This is a genomic window from Knoellia remsis (genome assembly GCF_003002895.1).
Taxonomy (GTDB): domain Bacteria; phylum Actinomycetota; class Actinomycetes; order Actinomycetales; family Dermatophilaceae; genus Knoellia; species Knoellia remsis.
In genome coordinates this window covers 33486-49485 of the sequence record NZ_PVTI01000020.1, presented here as the reverse complement: position 1 = coordinate 49485, position 16000 = coordinate 33486, and the positions used below count along the sequence as shown (strand labels likewise).

Sequence of the window (16000 nt, the reverse complement as noted above, 5' to 3'; positions counted from 1 at the left end):
CGACACCCCGGCCAACCCCCGCCACACCCCCTCTGACGTGGCAGGATCGGGTCAACGCACGACCACGACCAACACGACTGACCACGACAGATGGAGGTCACATGGGACTCTTCGGGTTCGGCAAGGACGACGCGAAGGACGCCAAGGAGCAGATCGCGCAGACGAAGTCCGCGCTCGAGCAGGCCAAGGAGGCGCCGGAGGACCGCGGGTTCGTCGGCAACTCCGCCGCGAAGCTCGTCGAGAACCTCCTCGACACCGGCATCGACGGCAAGGGCCCCTTCGACTCCGCCTCGAAGATCGCCGCGGACGCGCTCAAGAAGGCCGGCGGCAACGTCGACGAGGCCGTCGACAAGGTCGTGAGCAGCCACCTCAAGCTCGCCGCCGCGGGCGGGTTCGTCACGAGCGTGGGCGGGTTCATCACGCTGCCCGTCGCACTCCCGGCGAACGTCCTCGGCTTCTACCTCATCGCCACCCGCATGACGGCCGCGATCGCGCAGCTGCGCGGTCACGACCTGAAGCAGCCGCAGATCCGCACCGCGGTCCTGCTCACCCTCGTCGGTGCGGACGCGGACGACCTGCTCGCCAAGGCCGGCATGGTCGCGCCCACGGGCCGCATCACCAACCTCGCCGCGCAGCGCCTGCCCGGGCCGGCGCTCATGGTCGTCAACAAGGCGGTCGGGTTCCGGCTGCTGTCGACTGCGGGCAAGAAGACCTTCAGCCGGTTCGGCCGCAACGTCCCGCTCGTCGGCGGGGTCGTGGGCGCAGGTCTTGACGGCTGGCTGCTCAAGCGCATCGGCGAGAACGCACGCCGCGAGTTCTCCGCGGCGCCGACCCAGATCACCCAGGGCTGAGCCGTGGCGCTGCACTCGAAGGTCTCGACCTTCAAGAGCCTCGCGACGGCGGTGAAGATCGCCTCCCGCCCGGGCGGTCCCTCGCTCGCCGAGCGGGCCCAGGCGGTGCCGCGGCTCGTGCGTGCCGTTCGCAGCGGTGAGTACACCGGCACGTCCGCGGGACGGTTGCTGCTCATGGCCGGGGCCGCCGGCTACCTCGTGTCGCCGGTGGACCTGCTGCCCGAAGGCCTGCTCGGGGCGTTCGGGCTCGCCGACGACGCGATGGTCGGGTCCTGGCTCGCCGCCCAGCTCGTCACCGAGACCGAGGAGTTCCTCGCGTGGGAGCGCTCGACCGGGCGAGGCTCGGGACACGGTGCGGCGGTGCCGGGAGAGGTCGTCGACGACGACCTCCGTGGCGGTTCGTCGTCGCCGCGTGCGTGAGCGTCGTCCACAGGCGACCGGTATGCCGTCCGCTGTCCACAGGCGGGTGACCGTCACCTTCTCGTGAGTGCCGGGTCGTGCCCACGCTGGGGCACATGACCCACTCACTGAAGATCTCGACGACCGACGAGCTGCTCGCGGTCCTGCCCTACCAGCTGGGGTACCGGCTGGACGACTGCGTCGTGCTCGCGATGATGACCGGCGGCGTCATGGCCCCGATCGCGCGCGTCGACATTCCGCCCGAGCGCCACGTGCGCGAGGCCGCCGACGGCATCCTCGAGAGCATCGACCGCATCGGGCCCGATGCCATCCTGCTCGTCGGCTACGAAGGCGAAGCGGGTGCGTCACGCAGCCTCATGACCCGTCTGCACGAAGGGATCCTGCGACGACACATCGGCGTCGTGGACCACGTCGTCGTCCGCGACGGGTGCTGGTGGGGATGGTGCTGCCGACCCACCGACGAGCTGGTCGGCCTGCGTCCCGAGCACGCGGCCGGGCACGCCCTGCCCGACGACGCAGCCGTACCGGCGGTTGCCGAGCTCATCGCCCGGGGAGCGGCGCCCCTGGAGAGCCGCACTGCGCTGAGCTCCCTCGTCGCCGAGGACCGCTGCGCCAGCACGCCTGTCGGCGACGAGCTGGCGACGCTGTGGCAGGAGGTCGACGCCGTCCTCGACCCGGAGGGCGTCTTCGACGAGACCGCACCCGAGGACCCCGCGGTGGCCACCGTCCTCGAGAACGCTCGGCGGTGGATGGAGGAGGTCGACCGGGTGCCGGAGCTGTGGTCCCGGGTCCTCGAGCCGCAGGGAGACCGCGGCGACGCGTGCGAGGTCAGCGACAGCGAGCTGGCGCGCATGCTGCTCTCCCTGCGCAACAAGGAGTGGCGCGACGCCCTCATCGCGTGGATGTCGCCGGTGATGTTTCCCCTCGACATCATCGACGACCGGTCGACGTCGCTGCTGGCGGACGCGGTGCCGTCGGGACCGGTGCTGACCGCGGCGTGGTCCGAGGCCGTGCAGGGACGTCTGCTCGGCCTGGCCCGCCGCGTGCCCGACGAGTGGGGCGGTGAGGCCGCGGCCATCTGCACGGTCACCGCGGCCGTCGCCTGGGGTCTCGGCAACGGCTCCGTCGCCGGTGACGCGGTCATCCGGGCGCTGCGGGCTGACGGCACGTATCGCCTCGCGAGGTACCTCGACCAGATGATCGCCCACCAGCTGCGGCCCGAACGTTCCTGGGCCGACCTCGCCGCCTGACCGCTCATACACCCGACCGCTCCCACACTCGACCGCTCTCACGCTGCGGACAGCTCGTGTCCGTCGGGATGCCGGCGTCCTAGACTCGAGCCAGTCACGAGTCCCAGCGACAAGCCCCGGCTGGCTGGGCGGCAACCCTCCTCGCGGTGGGGTGCCCCGGGTGAGGACACGGCCCGCCGACATCCGTCGGGCAAGCGCGACGCGAGGAGCACCCATGACCGTCACCGACGTTCCGACGACGGCGTACTGGCGCCCCGGCGACCCGGTGGGTCGCCGACAGTTCGTCGACATCGGGTCCGTCGACCTCGAACGCGGCGGACGCCTGCCTGCGGTGACCCTCGCCTACGAGACCTGGGGCCGGCTCAACGAGGCACGCGACAACGCCGTCCTCGTCGAGCACGCCCTCACCGGTGACGCGCACGTCGAGGGCCCCGCCGGCCCCGGCCAGGCGACTGCGGGCTGGTGGGACGGGCTCGTCGGTCCCGGGCGCCCGCTCGACACCGACCGCTGGTTCGTCGTCGCGAGCAACGTGCTCGGCGGCTGCCAGGGCACGACCGGGCCCTCGAGCGACGCCCCCGACGGGCAGCCGTGGGGGAGCCGGTTCCCGTCGGTCACCGTCCGCGACCAGGTTGCCGTGGAGGCGCGGCTCGCCGACCACCTCGGGATCGACACCTTCGCCGCCGTCCTCGGTGGGTCGATGGGGGGCATGCGCGCCCTCGAGTGGGCGACCAGCCTGCCCGAGCGGGTCCGCACGTGCATCGCGCTCGCCTCGACGGCCTACGCCACGGCCGACCAGATCGCGTGGGCGCAGCCACAGCTGCTCGCGATCCGCAGCGATCCGCGCTACCACGGCGGCGACTACTACGCGCACGACACGGCACCGCTCGACGGGCTCGGCATCGCCCGGCGCATCGCTCATGTCACCTACCGGCACGAGGGCGAGCTTGCGGAGCGCTTCGGACGTGCTGGCCAGCCCGGGGATGCTCCGGTCGAGGAGGGGGGACGGTTCGCCGTGGAGTCCTACCTCGACCACCATGCCGGCAAGCTCGGCGCACGCTTCGACGCGAACTCCTACGTCGTCCTCACCGAGGCGATGAACAGCCACGACGTCGGCCGCGGCCGAGGGGGAGTCGCCGCCGCGCTCACCACCTTCGGCGGCCGGCTCGTCGTCGCGGGCGTCGACAGTGACCGCCTCTATCCGGAGCGGCTGTCCGAGGAGATCGCCGCACTGCGACCCGGGACGATCCTGCGTCACGTCACCTCACGCCACGGTCATGACGGGTTCCTCGTCGAGATCGACCGGGTCGGCGAGATCATCCGCGAGGCGCTCGAGGCGGGGTGAGCGGACAGCGGCCTCCAGCGGCCGCGCTCCAGCGGCCGCGCAGGTCAGCGGCCCGGGCAGCGTGTCAGGCGTCACATTGTCCGGTAGCGTCCCCCCAAGGGCCCGAGCGGGCCGCCCGACTTCACTAGGAGGAACTCGTGGCGATCGTCGTGGGATACGTCCCGACCAAGGAGGGCGCGGCCGCGCTGGCGCAGGCCGGGCAGGAGGCCGTTCTCCGCAAGACGAGCCTCGTCGTCATCAACTCCGACCGCGACGGCGCGGGGGAGGGCTCCGGTGACCTGCAGAAGGCTCTCGACGACCTCACGGGTCAGGGCGTCGACGTCGAGACCCGCCAGCTGGTGCGGGGCAACGAGCCCGCCGAGGACCTCATCGCGGCCGCCGAGGAGCTCGACGCCGAGCTCATCGTCATCGGCCTGCGTCGTCGCACCCCGGTCGGCAAGCTCATCCTCGGCTCGAACGCGCAGCGGATCCTGCTCGACGCCCCCTGCCCGGTCCTCGCCGTCAAGAGCTGATCGGCAGCCCCATCGGACGGGTCCCGCGGGCTCATGGCGCGGCTGAGTGGCCCCCTGGAATAGGGGGACGCCCCCGAGGCGATTTATAATGTCAGTGCACCCTCAAGGCAACGGCCGATCCACACGAAGCGGATGGCGTCGGAGAGTGCGCAACTCGACCCCGCCGGATCGGCGCTCCGCCCGCCCCGTGAGCCCTCTTCCGTGTGCCCCCTGACGAAAGGTTGTCGGTGCTGCCTGTGTCCGCGAATGCCTCCGAGACGCCCCTCCCCAGCGAGTTCGCCCACCCGGCGCTGCAGGACCTCGTCCGCGCCGGCCGCACGTCCGGCTCGGTGTCCGGTGAGCAGGTGGCGCAGGCGATCCACGCGGCCGGCGTCCGGGCGAGCCGTGGGCGCATCGTCCTCACCGCCCTCGCGACGCAGGGCATCGAGGTCGTCGTGAGCGGCACGGACCGCGCCGTCGCGGCGACGAAGAAGACGGCCAAGAAGACGACCTCGTCACCGGCCAAGAAGGCCGCTGCGACCAAGTCCGCCACGACCAAGACCGCTGCGAGCAAGACGGCCACGACCAAGACCGCCAAGGCGGCAACGGCGAAGAAGGCCGCGGCCAAGAGCACGGCCAGCAAGGCCGCCAAGAGCGAGGCACCCACCAAGAAGGCCGCAGCGAAGACCTCGACCAAGGCCGCCGAGACGAAGTCACCCGCCAAGAAGTCCGGCACGTCCGCGACCGCCGCCAAGGCGCCGGCCAAGAAGACCGCCAAGGCGGCCACGACGAAGAAGGCGGCTGCGGCCGCAGCAGCGCCCGCCAAGAAGGCCGCAGCCGCGAAGGCGACGACCAAGACCGCCGCGAAGAAGACCGCCAAGGGCAAGGCCCAGGCCGACACCGACACCGCCCCCGACGTCGAGACCGACGAGGATGCCGACGTCGAGCCCGAGGACGTCGACGAGTCCGAGCTCGAGGACGCAGCGGTGGAGCCTGCCGACGACACGACCGCCGAGGCCGGTGCCGACGACTCCTCCGACGCCGGTGACGCCGAGGGCTCCGACAAGGACGGCAAGGACGCGGCGTCCGACGCGGCACCCGAGTCCGAGACCGCCGGTGGCTTCGTCCTGCGCGACGACGACGAGGAGGACGCACCCGTCCAGCAGGTCGTCACCGCCGGTGCCACCGCGGACCCGGTCAAGGACTACCTCAAGCAGATCGGCAAGGTCGCCCTGCTCAACGCCGAGCAGGAGGTCGAGCTCGCCAAGCGCATCGAGGCCGGCCTGTTCGCCGAGGAGCGGCTCAACTCGGGCGACAAGATCGAGATGAAGCTCAAGCGCGAGCTGTGGTGGATCGCCCAGGACGGCAAGAACGCCAAGAACCACCTCCTCGAGGCCAACCTGCGACTCGTCGTCTCGCTCGCGAAGCGCTACACCGGCCGCGGCATGCTCTTCCTCGACCTCATCCAGGAGGGCAACCTCGGCCTGATCCGTGCGGTCGAGAAGTTCGACTACACCAAGGGCTACAAGTTCTCGACCTATGCGACGTGGTGGATCCGTCAGGCCATCACCCGCGCCATGGCCGACCAGGCCCGCACCATCCGCATCCCCGTGCACATGGTGGAGGTCATCAACAAGCTCGCCCGCGTCCAACGGCAGATGCTCCAGGACCTCGGCCGAGAGCCCACCCCCGAGGAGCTGGCGCTCGAGCTCGACATGACGCCCGAGAAGGTCGTCGAGGTGCAGAAGTACGGTCGCGAGCCGATCTCGCTGCACACCCCCCTCGGCGAGGACGGCGACAGCGAGTTCGGTGACCTCATCGAGGACTCCGAAGCCGTCGTGCCCGCCGACGCGGTGAGCTTCACCCTGCTCCAGGAGCAGCTGCACTCGGTCCTCGACACGCTCTCGGAGCGCGAGGCCGGCGTCGTCTCGATGCGCTTCGGCCTCACCGACGGTCAGCCGAAGACCCTCGACGAGATCGGCAAGGTCTACGGCGTGACCCGTGAGCGGATCCGCCAGATCGAGTCCAAGACGATGAGCAAGCTGCGCCACCCGAGCCGCAGCCAGGCGCTGCGCGACTACCTCGACTGACACCGGCCTTCCCCAGCATGCACGTATGCCGGGTGCGCACCTCGCGAGGTGCGCACCCGGCATACGTGCGTTCGGGAAGAGTGCGAACTAGCGTCGACGGAGCCGGCTCCACGCGCGCCGGGGCCAGTCGAGGACACCCGAGCGCAGGTCGCTCCACTGGCGGATCCCGTCGCCGGGAAGCAGGTGGGCGCGGATGCGGTCGCTGCGCTGGCGTGTCCCCAGGGCTGCCCGCCACACGGTACGGGCGTCCGGTGCGACGTCGTCGAACGTCGCCTGCGGTGGGGCGTACCGCGCCCGCTCGAGCGTCGAGACGATGCGCCCCATGGCCTCCTGCGGCTCGCCGCGGAGCACGGCGTCGTCGGTGAGTCGTGCCCCGGCCTGGCGCGGGCTCGCGCCGTCGGGGGGAGCGAAGCCGAGGTCGCCGAGCCGTGAGACGAGTGAGGCCCACTCGGCCTCGACCCGTTCGGCATCGTCACGGGCGCTGGCCCTGCGCCGTCGTCGCCGGACCCACGCGGCCGCCGGGACCAGGAGCAGCGCGATGACGAGGACGACGACGGCGAGGACCGTGAGGAAGTTCTGGCGCACCCACACCAGCGGGCCCGTGTCGGTCGTCGGCTCGGTCTCCGTCGTCCCGGCGTCGGTGTCCGGGCGCTGCGTGGGGGTCGGCGTCGCGGCGGGCGCGGTGGCCGTCGGCGAGGCCGTCTCGGTGGGGCTGACCTCAGTCGGGATGAGGCTGTACTCGGGCGCGGCCCCAGCCCGCACACCGGGCGTGGGCTCGAACCGCGTCCACCCGAGGTCGGGGAACCACAGCTCGGGCCACGAGTGTGCGTCGGCGGCGCGCACGGTGTAGGTGGAGCCGTCGATGTCCCGCGTGCCGGGCAGGAAGCCGATGGCCATCCGGGCGGGGATGCCGCGGATGCGGCTCGCCATGATCATCGCCGTCGTGAACTGGACGCAGTACCCGGTGCGCGAGATGAGGAAGTTCGACAGCGGGTCGGCCATCATCGTCCGCCCCGACACGGGGTCCGTGGGCTGGGGCAGCTCCAGTGAGTAGGTGTACTGGCTGCTGCGGAAGTGGGCCTGGAGCAGCCGGGCCGTCTCGAGGGCGCTCGCGTCCTGGGGGACCACCGTGTCGACGAGCTCGGACAGTCGGGCGAAGCTGGCCTCGTCGACGTCGAGGTAGTTGCCGACGTCGAGCGAGGGTGGCCCTGGGCCGTCACTGCCGAAGTCGCCCGCTGTGGGGTCGAGCCGGGTGTAGCGCGTCGAGTACTCGTCGACGGACCGGTCGACGGCGAGGCTGCCCACCTCGTCGGTCCGCAACACGGCGCCGCCGAGGTCGACGGACTCGACCGGCGTCGGCATCGCGATCTGCGGTGCACTCAGGCGGTTCTCGGTCACCGTGAACTCGACGGACTCGCGCTCGACCCCGGTGTCCGCGACGAGCGGCTCGGGCCGGCCCTCGACGACCCGGTCTGGCTGGAGGCGCGTGCCCCACTCGCCGTCGCGGTAGCGCGTGAGGATGGCCACGCGGAGCGGCTCCGGGGTGTCCGTCGAGGTGCGGTAGGTGACGACCGGGTTCTCCGACCGGTCCTCGAGCGAGCGCCGCAGGTCGAGGGTCGTGTTGAGGTTGACGGCGCCCCCGCCGCGGCCGTCGTCGGCCCGACCGAGCCCGTCGGCGATGAACGTCGTCGGCAGGTGGGGGACGAGGGCCGGCACGGCGACGGCGATCGCCATCGCCGCGACCCCGAGGATGCGGGCCGTCCCGGCGACGCCGAGGAGCGGGTCGTCCTCGCGGTCGTTCCCGGTGCGAGGCCGCGCGTTGCTCCACCGGCGCAGGGACCCGAGACCCTGGGTCGCGAGCAGCGCCAGCCAGGCACCGACGGGAAGCACGAAGTAGCGCCACGACAGGCCGTCGCCGGAGTTCGTCGCGGACACGAGGTAGGCGGTGAGCAGCCCGAGCCCGGCGAGGGCGGGCATCCGCCACGTCACCGCGACGGCGTCGACGACGAGCGCGGTCACCCCGACGAGCATGGTGATCGCGACGACGACCCCGCGCTCGGTCGGCACCGGCGCGCTGAACGTCATGACGGTCTGCTGGGCTTCGCCGAGCAGCACGCCGAAGGAGAAGAACGTGTCGGGGCCCGGCAGGAACCCGAAGTACAGGTGCCCGCGGCCGTGCAGCCAGCTCACGGCGAGGAGTCCCGCCACCAGCTGGCCGGACACGACGGCCAGCCGAGACGAGGTGGCCGCCCGCAGCCCGACGCCCACCACGGCGATGACCGTGATGACGAGGAGACTGGGGCGCACCCAGGTGTTGGCGTCGAACAGGGTGAGCAGCGGCAGCGCGACGCCGAAGGAGGCCAGCGCCGCGAGAAGGGCCTCGATCGGCCGGGTGCGGTTCATCGTGCACCCACGAGCGAACGAGCCCCTGCGACGGACGTCCAGGCGTCCGCGACGCCCATCTCCGGCCGCACGGTGAGAACCGACCAGCCCGATGCGGCGAGGGACGCGGTCGTCGAACGCGGATCGGCGCCGGCGACACGCGGGACCGCCGCGCCCTCGCGGACGAACGACGCCGCGTCGATGACGAACGTCAGTCCCGGTCCACCGGGCTGGCGCAGCGACGACAGGGCCCGGGCCGACGCGTCGTCCAGGCCGCCGACCACAGCGACGACGAGCCCGCCCTGGGCGGTGGCGGCGCTCGCGGCGTGCAGCAGGGAGTCGATGCCCGTTTCGGGGCTGGTGCCGATCCGGGCGAGGGTCTCGAGGGCGGCGTCGAGCTCGGTGTCCTCGCGCACCCCGGACTCCCGGTCCGGATCCGTGGTGAGCAGGTGGACGGCGAAGCCGAAGTCGAGCAGGTGCTTCGTGGCGGAGGCAGCCATGGTGACGGCCCACTCCAGCGACGAGCCGGGCCCGGTGCCCGCGTGCGACCCGGCGCGGGTGTCGAGCAGGATGACCGCGCGCCTCTTGGCGGGGCGATCCTCCTGACGGACCATGAGCTCGCCGGTGCGTGCGGTGGCCGGCCAGTGGATGCGTCGCAGGTCGTCGCCGTCGCGGTACTCACGGATCGACTGGTCGTCCTCGCCGTGCAGGGCGACCCGGTGGGGGACCGACCCCTCGGCGCCGAGTCCGCGACCGAGTGACCGGCCCGCGGCCAGCTGCTCGACCCGCGGGAGGACGAGCAGCTCGTCGTCGCTGCTGATCGAGGTGTGCCGCAGGGTCAGCCCGAACGGGTCCTGGACCCGGATGCCGAGCGGGCCGAGACGGTGCGCTCCACGCGCATGCGCGCGAACGGCATACTCCAGGTGCGTCGAGGTCTGGCTTGCGAGCCCGGGGACGACGAACCGAGGACGGTCGCCGAGCGCGTAGTCGAGGTGCTCCTCCGCGAGGAGCACGGGGGAGCGGGACGGGCCGGGGTTGCGGATCGTCATGCCGATGACCGCCGGCTCGTCGATGACGACGCGCGACGGGCGGGCCTCCCGCTCGACGTCGAGGCTGAGGTCGTGCCGGCGTCCGAGGAGGCCGGCGAGCAGCGGCAGGGCGCAGAGCACCGTGCCGATCCGGCTGAGGTCGTGCTGGCCGAGGAGGATCCCGGCGACGACGAGGACGCCCCCCGATGCGAGGAAGGCAGCACCTCGCGTCGTCAGGGACTCACGGAACCGGCGCATGCCTCAGCGGGTCGGCGCAGGGACGCGGACCCGCTGCAGCAGGTCGGTGAGCACGTCGGCCGCGGTGCGGTGCGCGAGCTGGCTCTCGCCGGTGAGCATGAGCCGGTGCGCGAGGACGGGGATGGTGACCGCCTGGACGTCGTCGGGCAACACGTGGTCGCGGCCGGCGAGGGCCGCGTGCGCGCGGCTGGCCCGCAGCAGGTGCAGGCTCGCACGGGGCGAGGCGCCGAGCCGCAGTGCCGAGCTGGACCGGGTCGCCTGGGTGAGGTCGACGACGTACTGCTTGAGGGCGGGGGAGGCGTAGACCTCGCGCACCGCCGCGATCATCTGGGTGACCGTCGCCGCGTCGGTGACCGGGCGCAGGTCGTCCAGCGGCGAGGACGCGCCGTGCTGGTCGAGCATCTCGAGCTCGCTGCGCGCCGACGGGTAGCCCATCGAGATCCGCGCCATGAACCGGTCGCGTTGGGCCTCCGGGAGGGGGTAGGTGCCCTCCATCTCGATGGGGTTCTGGGTCGCGAGGACGATGAACGGCCGGGGCAGTGCGTAGGTCGTCCCGTCGACCGTGACCTGGGCCTCCTCCATCGACTCGAGCAGCGCCGACTGCGTCTTCGGTGACGCGCGGTTGATCTCGTCACCGACGACGACGTTGGCGAAGATCGCGCCCGGCCGGAACTCGAAGTCGCGCACGTCCTGGTTGTAGACGCTCACGCCGGTGATGTCGCTCGGCAGCAGGTCCGGCGTGAACTGCACCCGTCGCACGGAGGCGTCGATGCAGCGGCCGAGCGTCTTGGCGAGCATCGTCTTGCCGACGCCCGGGACGTCCTCGATGAGCAGGTGACCCTCGGCGAGCAGGGCGGTGACTGCCGTGCGGACGGCGGCCGGCTTGCCCTCGATGACGGTGTTCATCGCGCTCTGCAGCTGGCTCGCGACCTGGAACACCTGGTCCAGTGACGCGCCTCGGGCGGTCGGGTCCAGCTGCTCCGTCTGCGGCTGTGGGTGCAGGTCTCGTTGGAGGTCGTCGTGTGCCGACACCGGGGCTCCTGTGCTCGCTGTCCCGAGGCCGTGCGCCGCGGGTCTTCGATCTTGCCCCACATTGCTCCACCTCGGTAGGCGCTTGCACCGCTTTGGGTCGGTTCACAGCGGGCGTGGAGGGTTCCGCGCGCGGCGCGCGGACGGCATACGGCGCCCCTCGTGCGGGGCGAGGTGGGCGTATGCCGTGCGCGGCCTTCCCGTGGAGGCTGCCGGTCCCATTCCTGCTCCACTTTGCACCACCGCTTCTGACCTGCGAAGAAAGCCTGTGAATGTGCTCAATGTGGTTGGTGCTGGCGCATAGGTGGAGTAAAGTGGAGGAAACCGGAGTGAAGTGTCGCCCACGGGTCGAGTCGATGGGGAGGTGAGCGGAACGTGTTCCTCGGTACGCACACGCCTCGCCTCGACGACAAGGGCCGGCTCTTCCTCCCCGCGAAGTTCCGCGAGCGGCTGGCCGGTGGCCTCGTCGTCACCCGCGGGCAGGAGCGCTGCCTCTACGTCTTCCCCATGGACGAGTTCACGAAGGTGACCCAGCAGATGCAGGAGGCGCCGACGACGAACCGCGCCGTGCGCGACTACATCCGCGTCTTCCTCTCCGGCGCCAGCGACGAGATCCCGGACAAGCAGGGGCGCGTCACCATCCCCGCTCACTTGCGTCAGTACGCCGGCCTGAGCAAGGAGTGCACCGTCATCGGCACCGGCTCGCGCGTCGAGGTCTGGGCCACCGACGCGTGGAACGAGTACCTCGCGAGCACCGAGCAGGCCTACTCCGAGCAGTCCGAGGAGGTCATCCCCGGACTCATGTGACCCCCGGCCCTCGGCCTCCAGCCGACCGGTCTCCCGGCACGACTTCCCCCGTGCCGGGCGCCGGACGGATGGGGACCCGGGGCCGGGGCCCACCGCCGACAACGCCAGGGACGACCTCACCACCACGAGCCACGACGACCAGCCAGCACCCACCCACCCACCGAGCCAGCCAGAACGCCCAGCGATGAGGAGCATGCAGATGGAGTCACGGGGAGCCGCCGAGCAGCGGCACGTTCCCGTCCTCCGCGACCGCATCGTCGACCTGCTCGGGCCGGCGCTCGAGGCGCCGGGGTCGGTCCTCGTCGACGGCACCCTCGGCATGGGCGGCCACACCGAGGCGGTCCTCGAGCGCTGCCCTCAGGCGCGGGTCATCGGCATCGACCGTGACGAGGAGGCGCTCGCGCTCGCGGGGGAGCGGCTCGCCCGCTTCGGCGACCGCTTCACCGGCGTTCACGCCGTCTACGACGAGATCGGCGAGGTCGTCGCTGACGCCGGCCTCGCCGGGTCGGGCGTGCAGGCCGTGCTCTTCGACCTCGGAGTGTCCTCGCTGCAGCTCGACGAGGCAGACCGCGGCTTCGCCTACGCGCAGGACGCACCGCTCGACATGCGCATGGACCAGGGCCGGGGCATGACCGCGGCCGACGTCCTCAACACCTATGCGCCGGGCGACCTCGTCCGGATCCTGCGCGAGTACGGCGAGGAGCGGTTCGCCAGCCGCATCGTCTCCACCGTCGTGCGTGAGCGCGACAAGGAGCCGTTCACGACCTCGGGGCGTCTGGTCGAGCTGCTCCGATCCGCGGTGCCGGCGGCGTCCCAGCGCACCGGTGGCCACCCCGCGAAGCGGACCTTCCAGGCGCTGCGCATCGAGGTCAACGACGAGCTCGGGGCGTGGCAGCGCGCCGTCACCGCCGCCATCGACGTGCTCGCCGTGGGCGGCCGCATCGCCGTCCTGTCCTACCACTCGCTCGAGGACCGCATCACCAAGCGGGCCCTCGCCGCCGGCGCGACGTCGTCCACCCCGCCCGGGATGCCGGTCGAGCTGCCCGAGCACGCGGCATACCTCCGGCTCCTCGTCCGTGGTGAGAAGCCACCGGCGCAGGAGCAGTCCACCAACCCACGATCCGCGTCCGCAGTCCTGCGCGTCGCCGAACGCATCCGCTCCACGAGGGGAGACCGGTCATGAGCCAGACCGCAACCGTCCGCCCGCTGAACCGGGCAGGCAGCCCGACGACCCGTCCGCGCCCGCTGCGCGTCGTGCGTGAGCAGCCGGCGCAGGGCCAGCCGGCGTTCGTCGGCGCCTGCCTCGCGCTGCTCGTCGCCGGACTGCTCGGCGTGCTCATGCTCAACACCGCGATGGCCAAGGGCTCGTTCGTCCTCGGCGACCTCCAGGACCGCTCGAACGAGCTCACCGCGACCGAGGAGGCCCTCGACCACGCCATCGACGCGCAGAGCGCGCCCTCAGCGCTGGCCCAGCGCGCTCTCGGCATGGGGATGGTGCCCGCGGAGACGGCGGCCTTCCTCCGGCTCGAGGATGGCAAGGTCCTCGGCGTGGCGTCTGCGGCGACGCAGCAGAAGGAATTTACTGTGGCGACACAGGGCAACACGACCGCCGCGGCCAAGCGCCCGGCCACCACGCCGAAGACGACCGTCCGGACGGAGGGCACGGTGACGACGACCACGGTCACGACCATCAAGGGGGACACGGTCGAGGTGACGAAGACCAGTGTCGACTCGCGCACGGGCAAGACCACGACCACGACGTCGAGCCGGCCGGTGCCCGCGGCACAGCCGCAGCCCACCCCGTCGGCCAGCGCCTCGAGCACCCCGCGGTCGTCGGCGACGCCGTCGACAGCCCCGTCCGCGACACCGTCGGCGTCGCCCTCCTCCGCACCGAGCGCGACCGCCACGCCGTGACGCCGCCGACTCCCCGCACGCCGCCGCCCTCCCGTGGACGCGCGACCCGACGGACTCCGTCCCCGTCGGGGCGCCGAGCGACGGGACGGGGGAGCGCCGGTTCCACCCCGCGCACCGGCTCCACCCAGCGCACCGGCTCGACCCAGCGCACCGGCTCGACCGGACGCTCCGCGTCGGGCACCGGGCCCACGTCCGGCAGCCGCCGCCCGAAGGGCACGCGGCCGGCCTCGGCGAAGCGACCCGCCGCCGCTCGTGGCGGCCGCGGAGGCCCGCCCCGCCGCCCGCCGTCCCGGCGCCGCGGATCCGGAGCGCCGGGCAACCCGCGCCGGCGGATGCGCGGACTGACCGTCGCCACGCTGTTCGTCTTCAGCCTCTTCGCTGCGCAGCTGCTGCGCATCCAGGGGTTCGACTCGGCAGCCGTCGCCGAGGCGGCGCTCAAGCAGCGCACCGAGAAGGTCGTCACGCCGGCGCTGCGCGGCAAGATCCTCTCCTCCGACGGCGTCGTCCTGGCCTCGAGCCGTGCCCGCGAGACCGTCGTCGCCGACCCGACGGCCGTCTGCACCTACAAGCAGAAGGACCGGCAGAAGTGTGACCCGGCGACGAGCGACGAGGCCGTCGACGCCGCCGCGACCGCCCTGGCCCCGCTCCTGGGCAAGAGCGCAGCCGAGGTCCGCACCAAGCTGACCGGAGCCGGCCGGTACCAGATCCTCGACCGCAAGGTCAGCCCTCTCACCTGGCGGAAGATCGCCGAGCTCGGCATCCCGGGCATCTACCGCGACTCCGCCGAGTCTGTGCCGGAGCGGGTCTACCCGCAGGGACCCGACGCCGCATCGCTCGTCGGCTTCGTCACCAACGACGGCAAGGCCGGTGGCGGGCTCGAGCTCATGGTGGACGAGCAGCTCGCCGGCAAGGCGGGGTACTCCGTCTTCGAGAAGGCGCCCGACGGGTCGAAGATCCCGGGTGGGCGACAAGGCGGTGTCGAGGCGGTCGACGGCAAGGACGTCACCCTGACGGTGAACTCCAACATCCAGTGGTACGCCCAGAACGCCCTCGCCCAGCAGATGGCCAAGATGGGTGCCCAGTCCGGCACCGCGGTCGTCATGAACCCCCGCACCGGTGAGGTCCTCGCTCTCGCGTCCTACCCGACGTACGACCCCAACGACATCGGCAGCGCCAAGGGCAGCCTCGTCAACAAGGCGCTCAACGACGTGTTCGAGCCCGGGTCCACGGCCAAGGTCATGACGGTCGCGGCCGCGCTCGAGGACAAGAAGGTCACTCCTGACCAGCCGGTCGTCATCCCCAACCGGTTGAAGCGCTTCGACACGAACTTCAAGGACAGCCACGACCACCCGACCCTCTACCGCACCGTCGCCGGCACGCTGGCGGAGTCGAGCAACATCGGGACGATCCTCATCGGCGAGACCCTCGAGCCGAAGCGCCTGGAGGAGTACTACCGCAACTTCGGCATCGGGTCGAAGTCCGGTCTGGGCTTCCCGGGTGAGTCCGCCGGCATCTTCGCGCCCGCCGAGAAGTGGAGCGGCACCCAGCGCTCGACGGTGATGTTCGGGCAAGGCCTGTCGGTCACCGCGATCCAGGCCACCTCGGTCTTCCAGACGATCGCCAACGACGGCGTACGGATCACGCCCTCGCTCGTCAAGGGCACCACCGACGAGAACGGCCAGTTCGCGAAGGCTCCGCAGAAGAAGAGCAAGCGCGTCATCTCCGAGGACACCGCGACCAAGCTCAACGCCATGCTCGAGGGTGCGGTGTCCGACGAGGGCACGGCTCCGGCGGCGCAGATCCCCGGCTACCGCGTCGCCGGCAAGACCGGCACCGCGGAGTACTACGACGCCAAGCTCGGGAAGTACTCCGGCAAGACGGCGAGCTTCATCGGCTACGCCCCGGCCGACGACCCACAGCTCGTCGTCGCGGTCATCCTCCAGCGGCCCACGGCGAGCATCTACGGCGGCACGGTCGCTGCCCCGGTGTTCCAGGACGTCATGACCTACGCCCTCCAAGAGCTCAAGATCCCGCCGACGGGGACCAGCAAGCCCCAGGTCCCGCTCACGGTGACACCCGAGCAGGCCGCCTCCGACCCGCGGACGCTGCAGGACGGGAAAGCCTCGGGCGGCAAGTAG

Annotated in this window: 13 protein-coding genes and 1 riboswitch; of the genes, 10 read left to right on the top strand and 3 right to left on the bottom strand. The window is 71.9% G+C overall.

Annotation, left to right across the window (positions count from 1 at the left end):
- Window positions 1–101: 101 nt before the first annotated feature.
- The 6 genes from BCF74_RS12080 to BCF74_RS12055 all read left to right on the top strand — a co-directional run bounded on the left by BCF74_RS12080 (window position 102) and on the right by BCF74_RS12055 (window position 6444).
- Window positions 102–851 (top strand): EcsC family protein, encoded by a 750-nt coding sequence (locus tag BCF74_RS12080; protein WP_106298209.1) that lies wholly within the window; start codon window positions 102–104, stop codon window positions 849–851.
- Between the two features lie 3 nt (window positions 852–854).
- Window positions 855–1271 carry a YkvA family protein gene (locus BCF74_RS12075; protein WP_106298208.1) on the top strand — a complete coding sequence of 139 codons (417 nt, stop codon included), beginning with the start codon at window positions 855–857 and terminating at the stop codon, window positions 1269–1271.
- 95 nt (window positions 1272–1366) lie between these two features.
- Window positions 1367–2521 carry a DUF4192 domain-containing protein gene (locus BCF74_RS12070; RefSeq protein ID WP_106298207.1) on the top strand — a complete coding sequence of 385 codons (1155 nt, stop codon included), beginning with the start codon at window positions 1367–1369 and terminating at the stop codon, window positions 2519–2521.
- Window positions 2522–2613: 92 nt separating this feature from the next.
- Window positions 2614–2724, top strand: a riboswitch (SAM riboswitch).
- Between the two features lie 11 nt (window positions 2725–2735).
- Entirely contained in the window at window positions 2736–3863 is a 1128-nt protein-coding gene (gene metX / locus BCF74_RS12065; RefSeq protein WP_106298206.1) for a homoserine O-acetyltransferase MetX, read from the top strand.
- A 137-nt stretch (window positions 3864–4000) separates the two neighbouring features.
- Window positions 4001–4375 (top strand): universal stress protein, encoded by a 375-nt coding sequence (locus BCF74_RS12060; RefSeq protein WP_106298205.1) that lies wholly within the window; start codon window positions 4001–4003, stop codon window positions 4373–4375.
- A 236-nt stretch (window positions 4376–4611) separates the two neighbouring features.
- Window positions 4612–6444, top strand: a complete 1833-nt coding sequence (locus tag BCF74_RS12055; protein WP_106298204.1) for an RNA polymerase sigma factor — start codon at window positions 4612–4614, stop codon at window positions 6442–6444.
- 87 nt (window positions 6445–6531) lie between these two features.
- Here the strand turns inward: BCF74_RS12055 and BCF74_RS12050 are convergent, their stop codons facing one another.
- Genes BCF74_RS12050 through BCF74_RS12040 form a run of 3 tightly spaced genes read right to left on the bottom strand, consistent with a single transcriptional unit; the run spans window position 6532 to window position 11087 of the window.
- A complete protein-coding gene (locus BCF74_RS12050; protein WP_106298203.1) occupies window positions 6532–8847 on the bottom strand; it encodes a transglutaminase TgpA family protein in 2316 nt (771 codons plus the stop codon).
- Window positions 8844–10112 carry a DUF58 domain-containing protein gene (locus tag BCF74_RS12045; protein ID WP_106298202.1) on the bottom strand — a complete coding sequence of 423 codons (1269 nt, stop codon included), beginning with the start codon at window positions 10110–10112 and terminating at the stop codon, window positions 8844–8846. Before BCF74_RS12045 ends, BCF74_RS12050 begins: the two co-directional genes overlap by 4 nt.
- A gap of 3 nt (window positions 10113–10115) precedes the next feature.
- Window positions 10116–11087: an AAA family ATPase gene (locus tag BCF74_RS12040; protein WP_425432825.1), complete on the bottom strand. Its 972-nt coding sequence runs from the start codon at window positions 11085–11087 to the stop codon at window positions 10116–10118.
- A gap of 429 nt (window positions 11088–11516) precedes the next feature.
- Between BCF74_RS12040 and mraZ the strand changes: the two genes are divergently transcribed.
- The 4 genes from mraZ (at window position 11517) to BCF74_RS12020 (ending at window position 16000) form a co-directional block, all read left to right on the top strand.
- Window positions 11517–11948, top strand: a complete 432-nt coding sequence (gene mraZ, locus BCF74_RS12035; protein WP_106298201.1) for a division/cell wall cluster transcriptional repressor MraZ — start codon at window positions 11517–11519, stop codon at window positions 11946–11948.
- A gap of 199 nt (window positions 11949–12147) precedes the next feature.
- Entirely contained in the window at window positions 12148–13131 is a 984-nt protein-coding gene (rsmH, locus tag BCF74_RS12030; protein ID WP_106298200.1) for a 16S rRNA (cytosine(1402)-N(4))-methyltransferase RsmH, read from the top strand.
- Window positions 13128–13862 (top strand): cell division protein FtsL, encoded by a 735-nt coding sequence (gene ftsL, locus BCF74_RS12025; protein ID WP_106298199.1) that lies wholly within the window; start codon window positions 13128–13130, stop codon window positions 13860–13862. Before rsmH ends, ftsL begins: the two co-directional genes overlap by 4 nt.
- A 332-nt stretch (window positions 13863–14194) precedes the next feature.
- The gene (locus tag BCF74_RS12020; protein ID WP_106298198.1) at window positions 14195–16000 is read left to right on the top strand and encodes a peptidoglycan D,D-transpeptidase FtsI family protein; all 1806 of its coding nucleotides are present in this window, start codon (window positions 14195–14197) and stop codon (window positions 15998–16000) included.

Bases quoted from the DNA above. Each gene is read 5' to 3' on its own strand.
- BCF74_RS12050 (WP_106298203.1), bottom strand. From the start codon at position 8,847: ATGAACCGCACCCGGCCGATCGAGGCCCTTCTCGCGGCGCTGGCCTCC.
- BCF74_RS12045 (WP_106298202.1), bottom strand. From the start codon at position 10,112: ATGCGCCGGTTCCGTGAGTCCCTGACGACGCGAGGTGCTGCCTTCCTC.
- ftsL (WP_106298199.1), top strand. From the start codon at position 13,128: ATGAGCCAGACCGCAACCGTCCGCCCGCTGAACCGGGCAGGCAGCCCG.
- BCF74_RS12020 (WP_106298198.1), top strand. From the start codon at position 14,195: ATGCGCGGACTGACCGTCGCCACGCTGTTCGTCTTCAGCCTCTTCGCT.
- BCF74_RS12080 (WP_106298209.1), top strand. From the start codon at position 102: ATGGGACTCTTCGGGTTCGGCAAGGACGACGCGAAGGACGCCAAGGAG.
- metX (WP_106298206.1), top strand. From the start codon at position 2,736: ATGACCGTCACCGACGTTCCGACGACGGCGTACTGGCGCCCCGGCGAC.
- BCF74_RS12070 (WP_106298207.1), top strand. From the start codon at position 1,367: ATGACCCACTCACTGAAGATCTCGACGACCGACGAGCTGCTCGCGGTC.
- rsmH (WP_106298200.1), top strand. From the start codon at position 12,148: ATGGAGTCACGGGGAGCCGCCGAGCAGCGGCACGTTCCCGTCCTCCGC.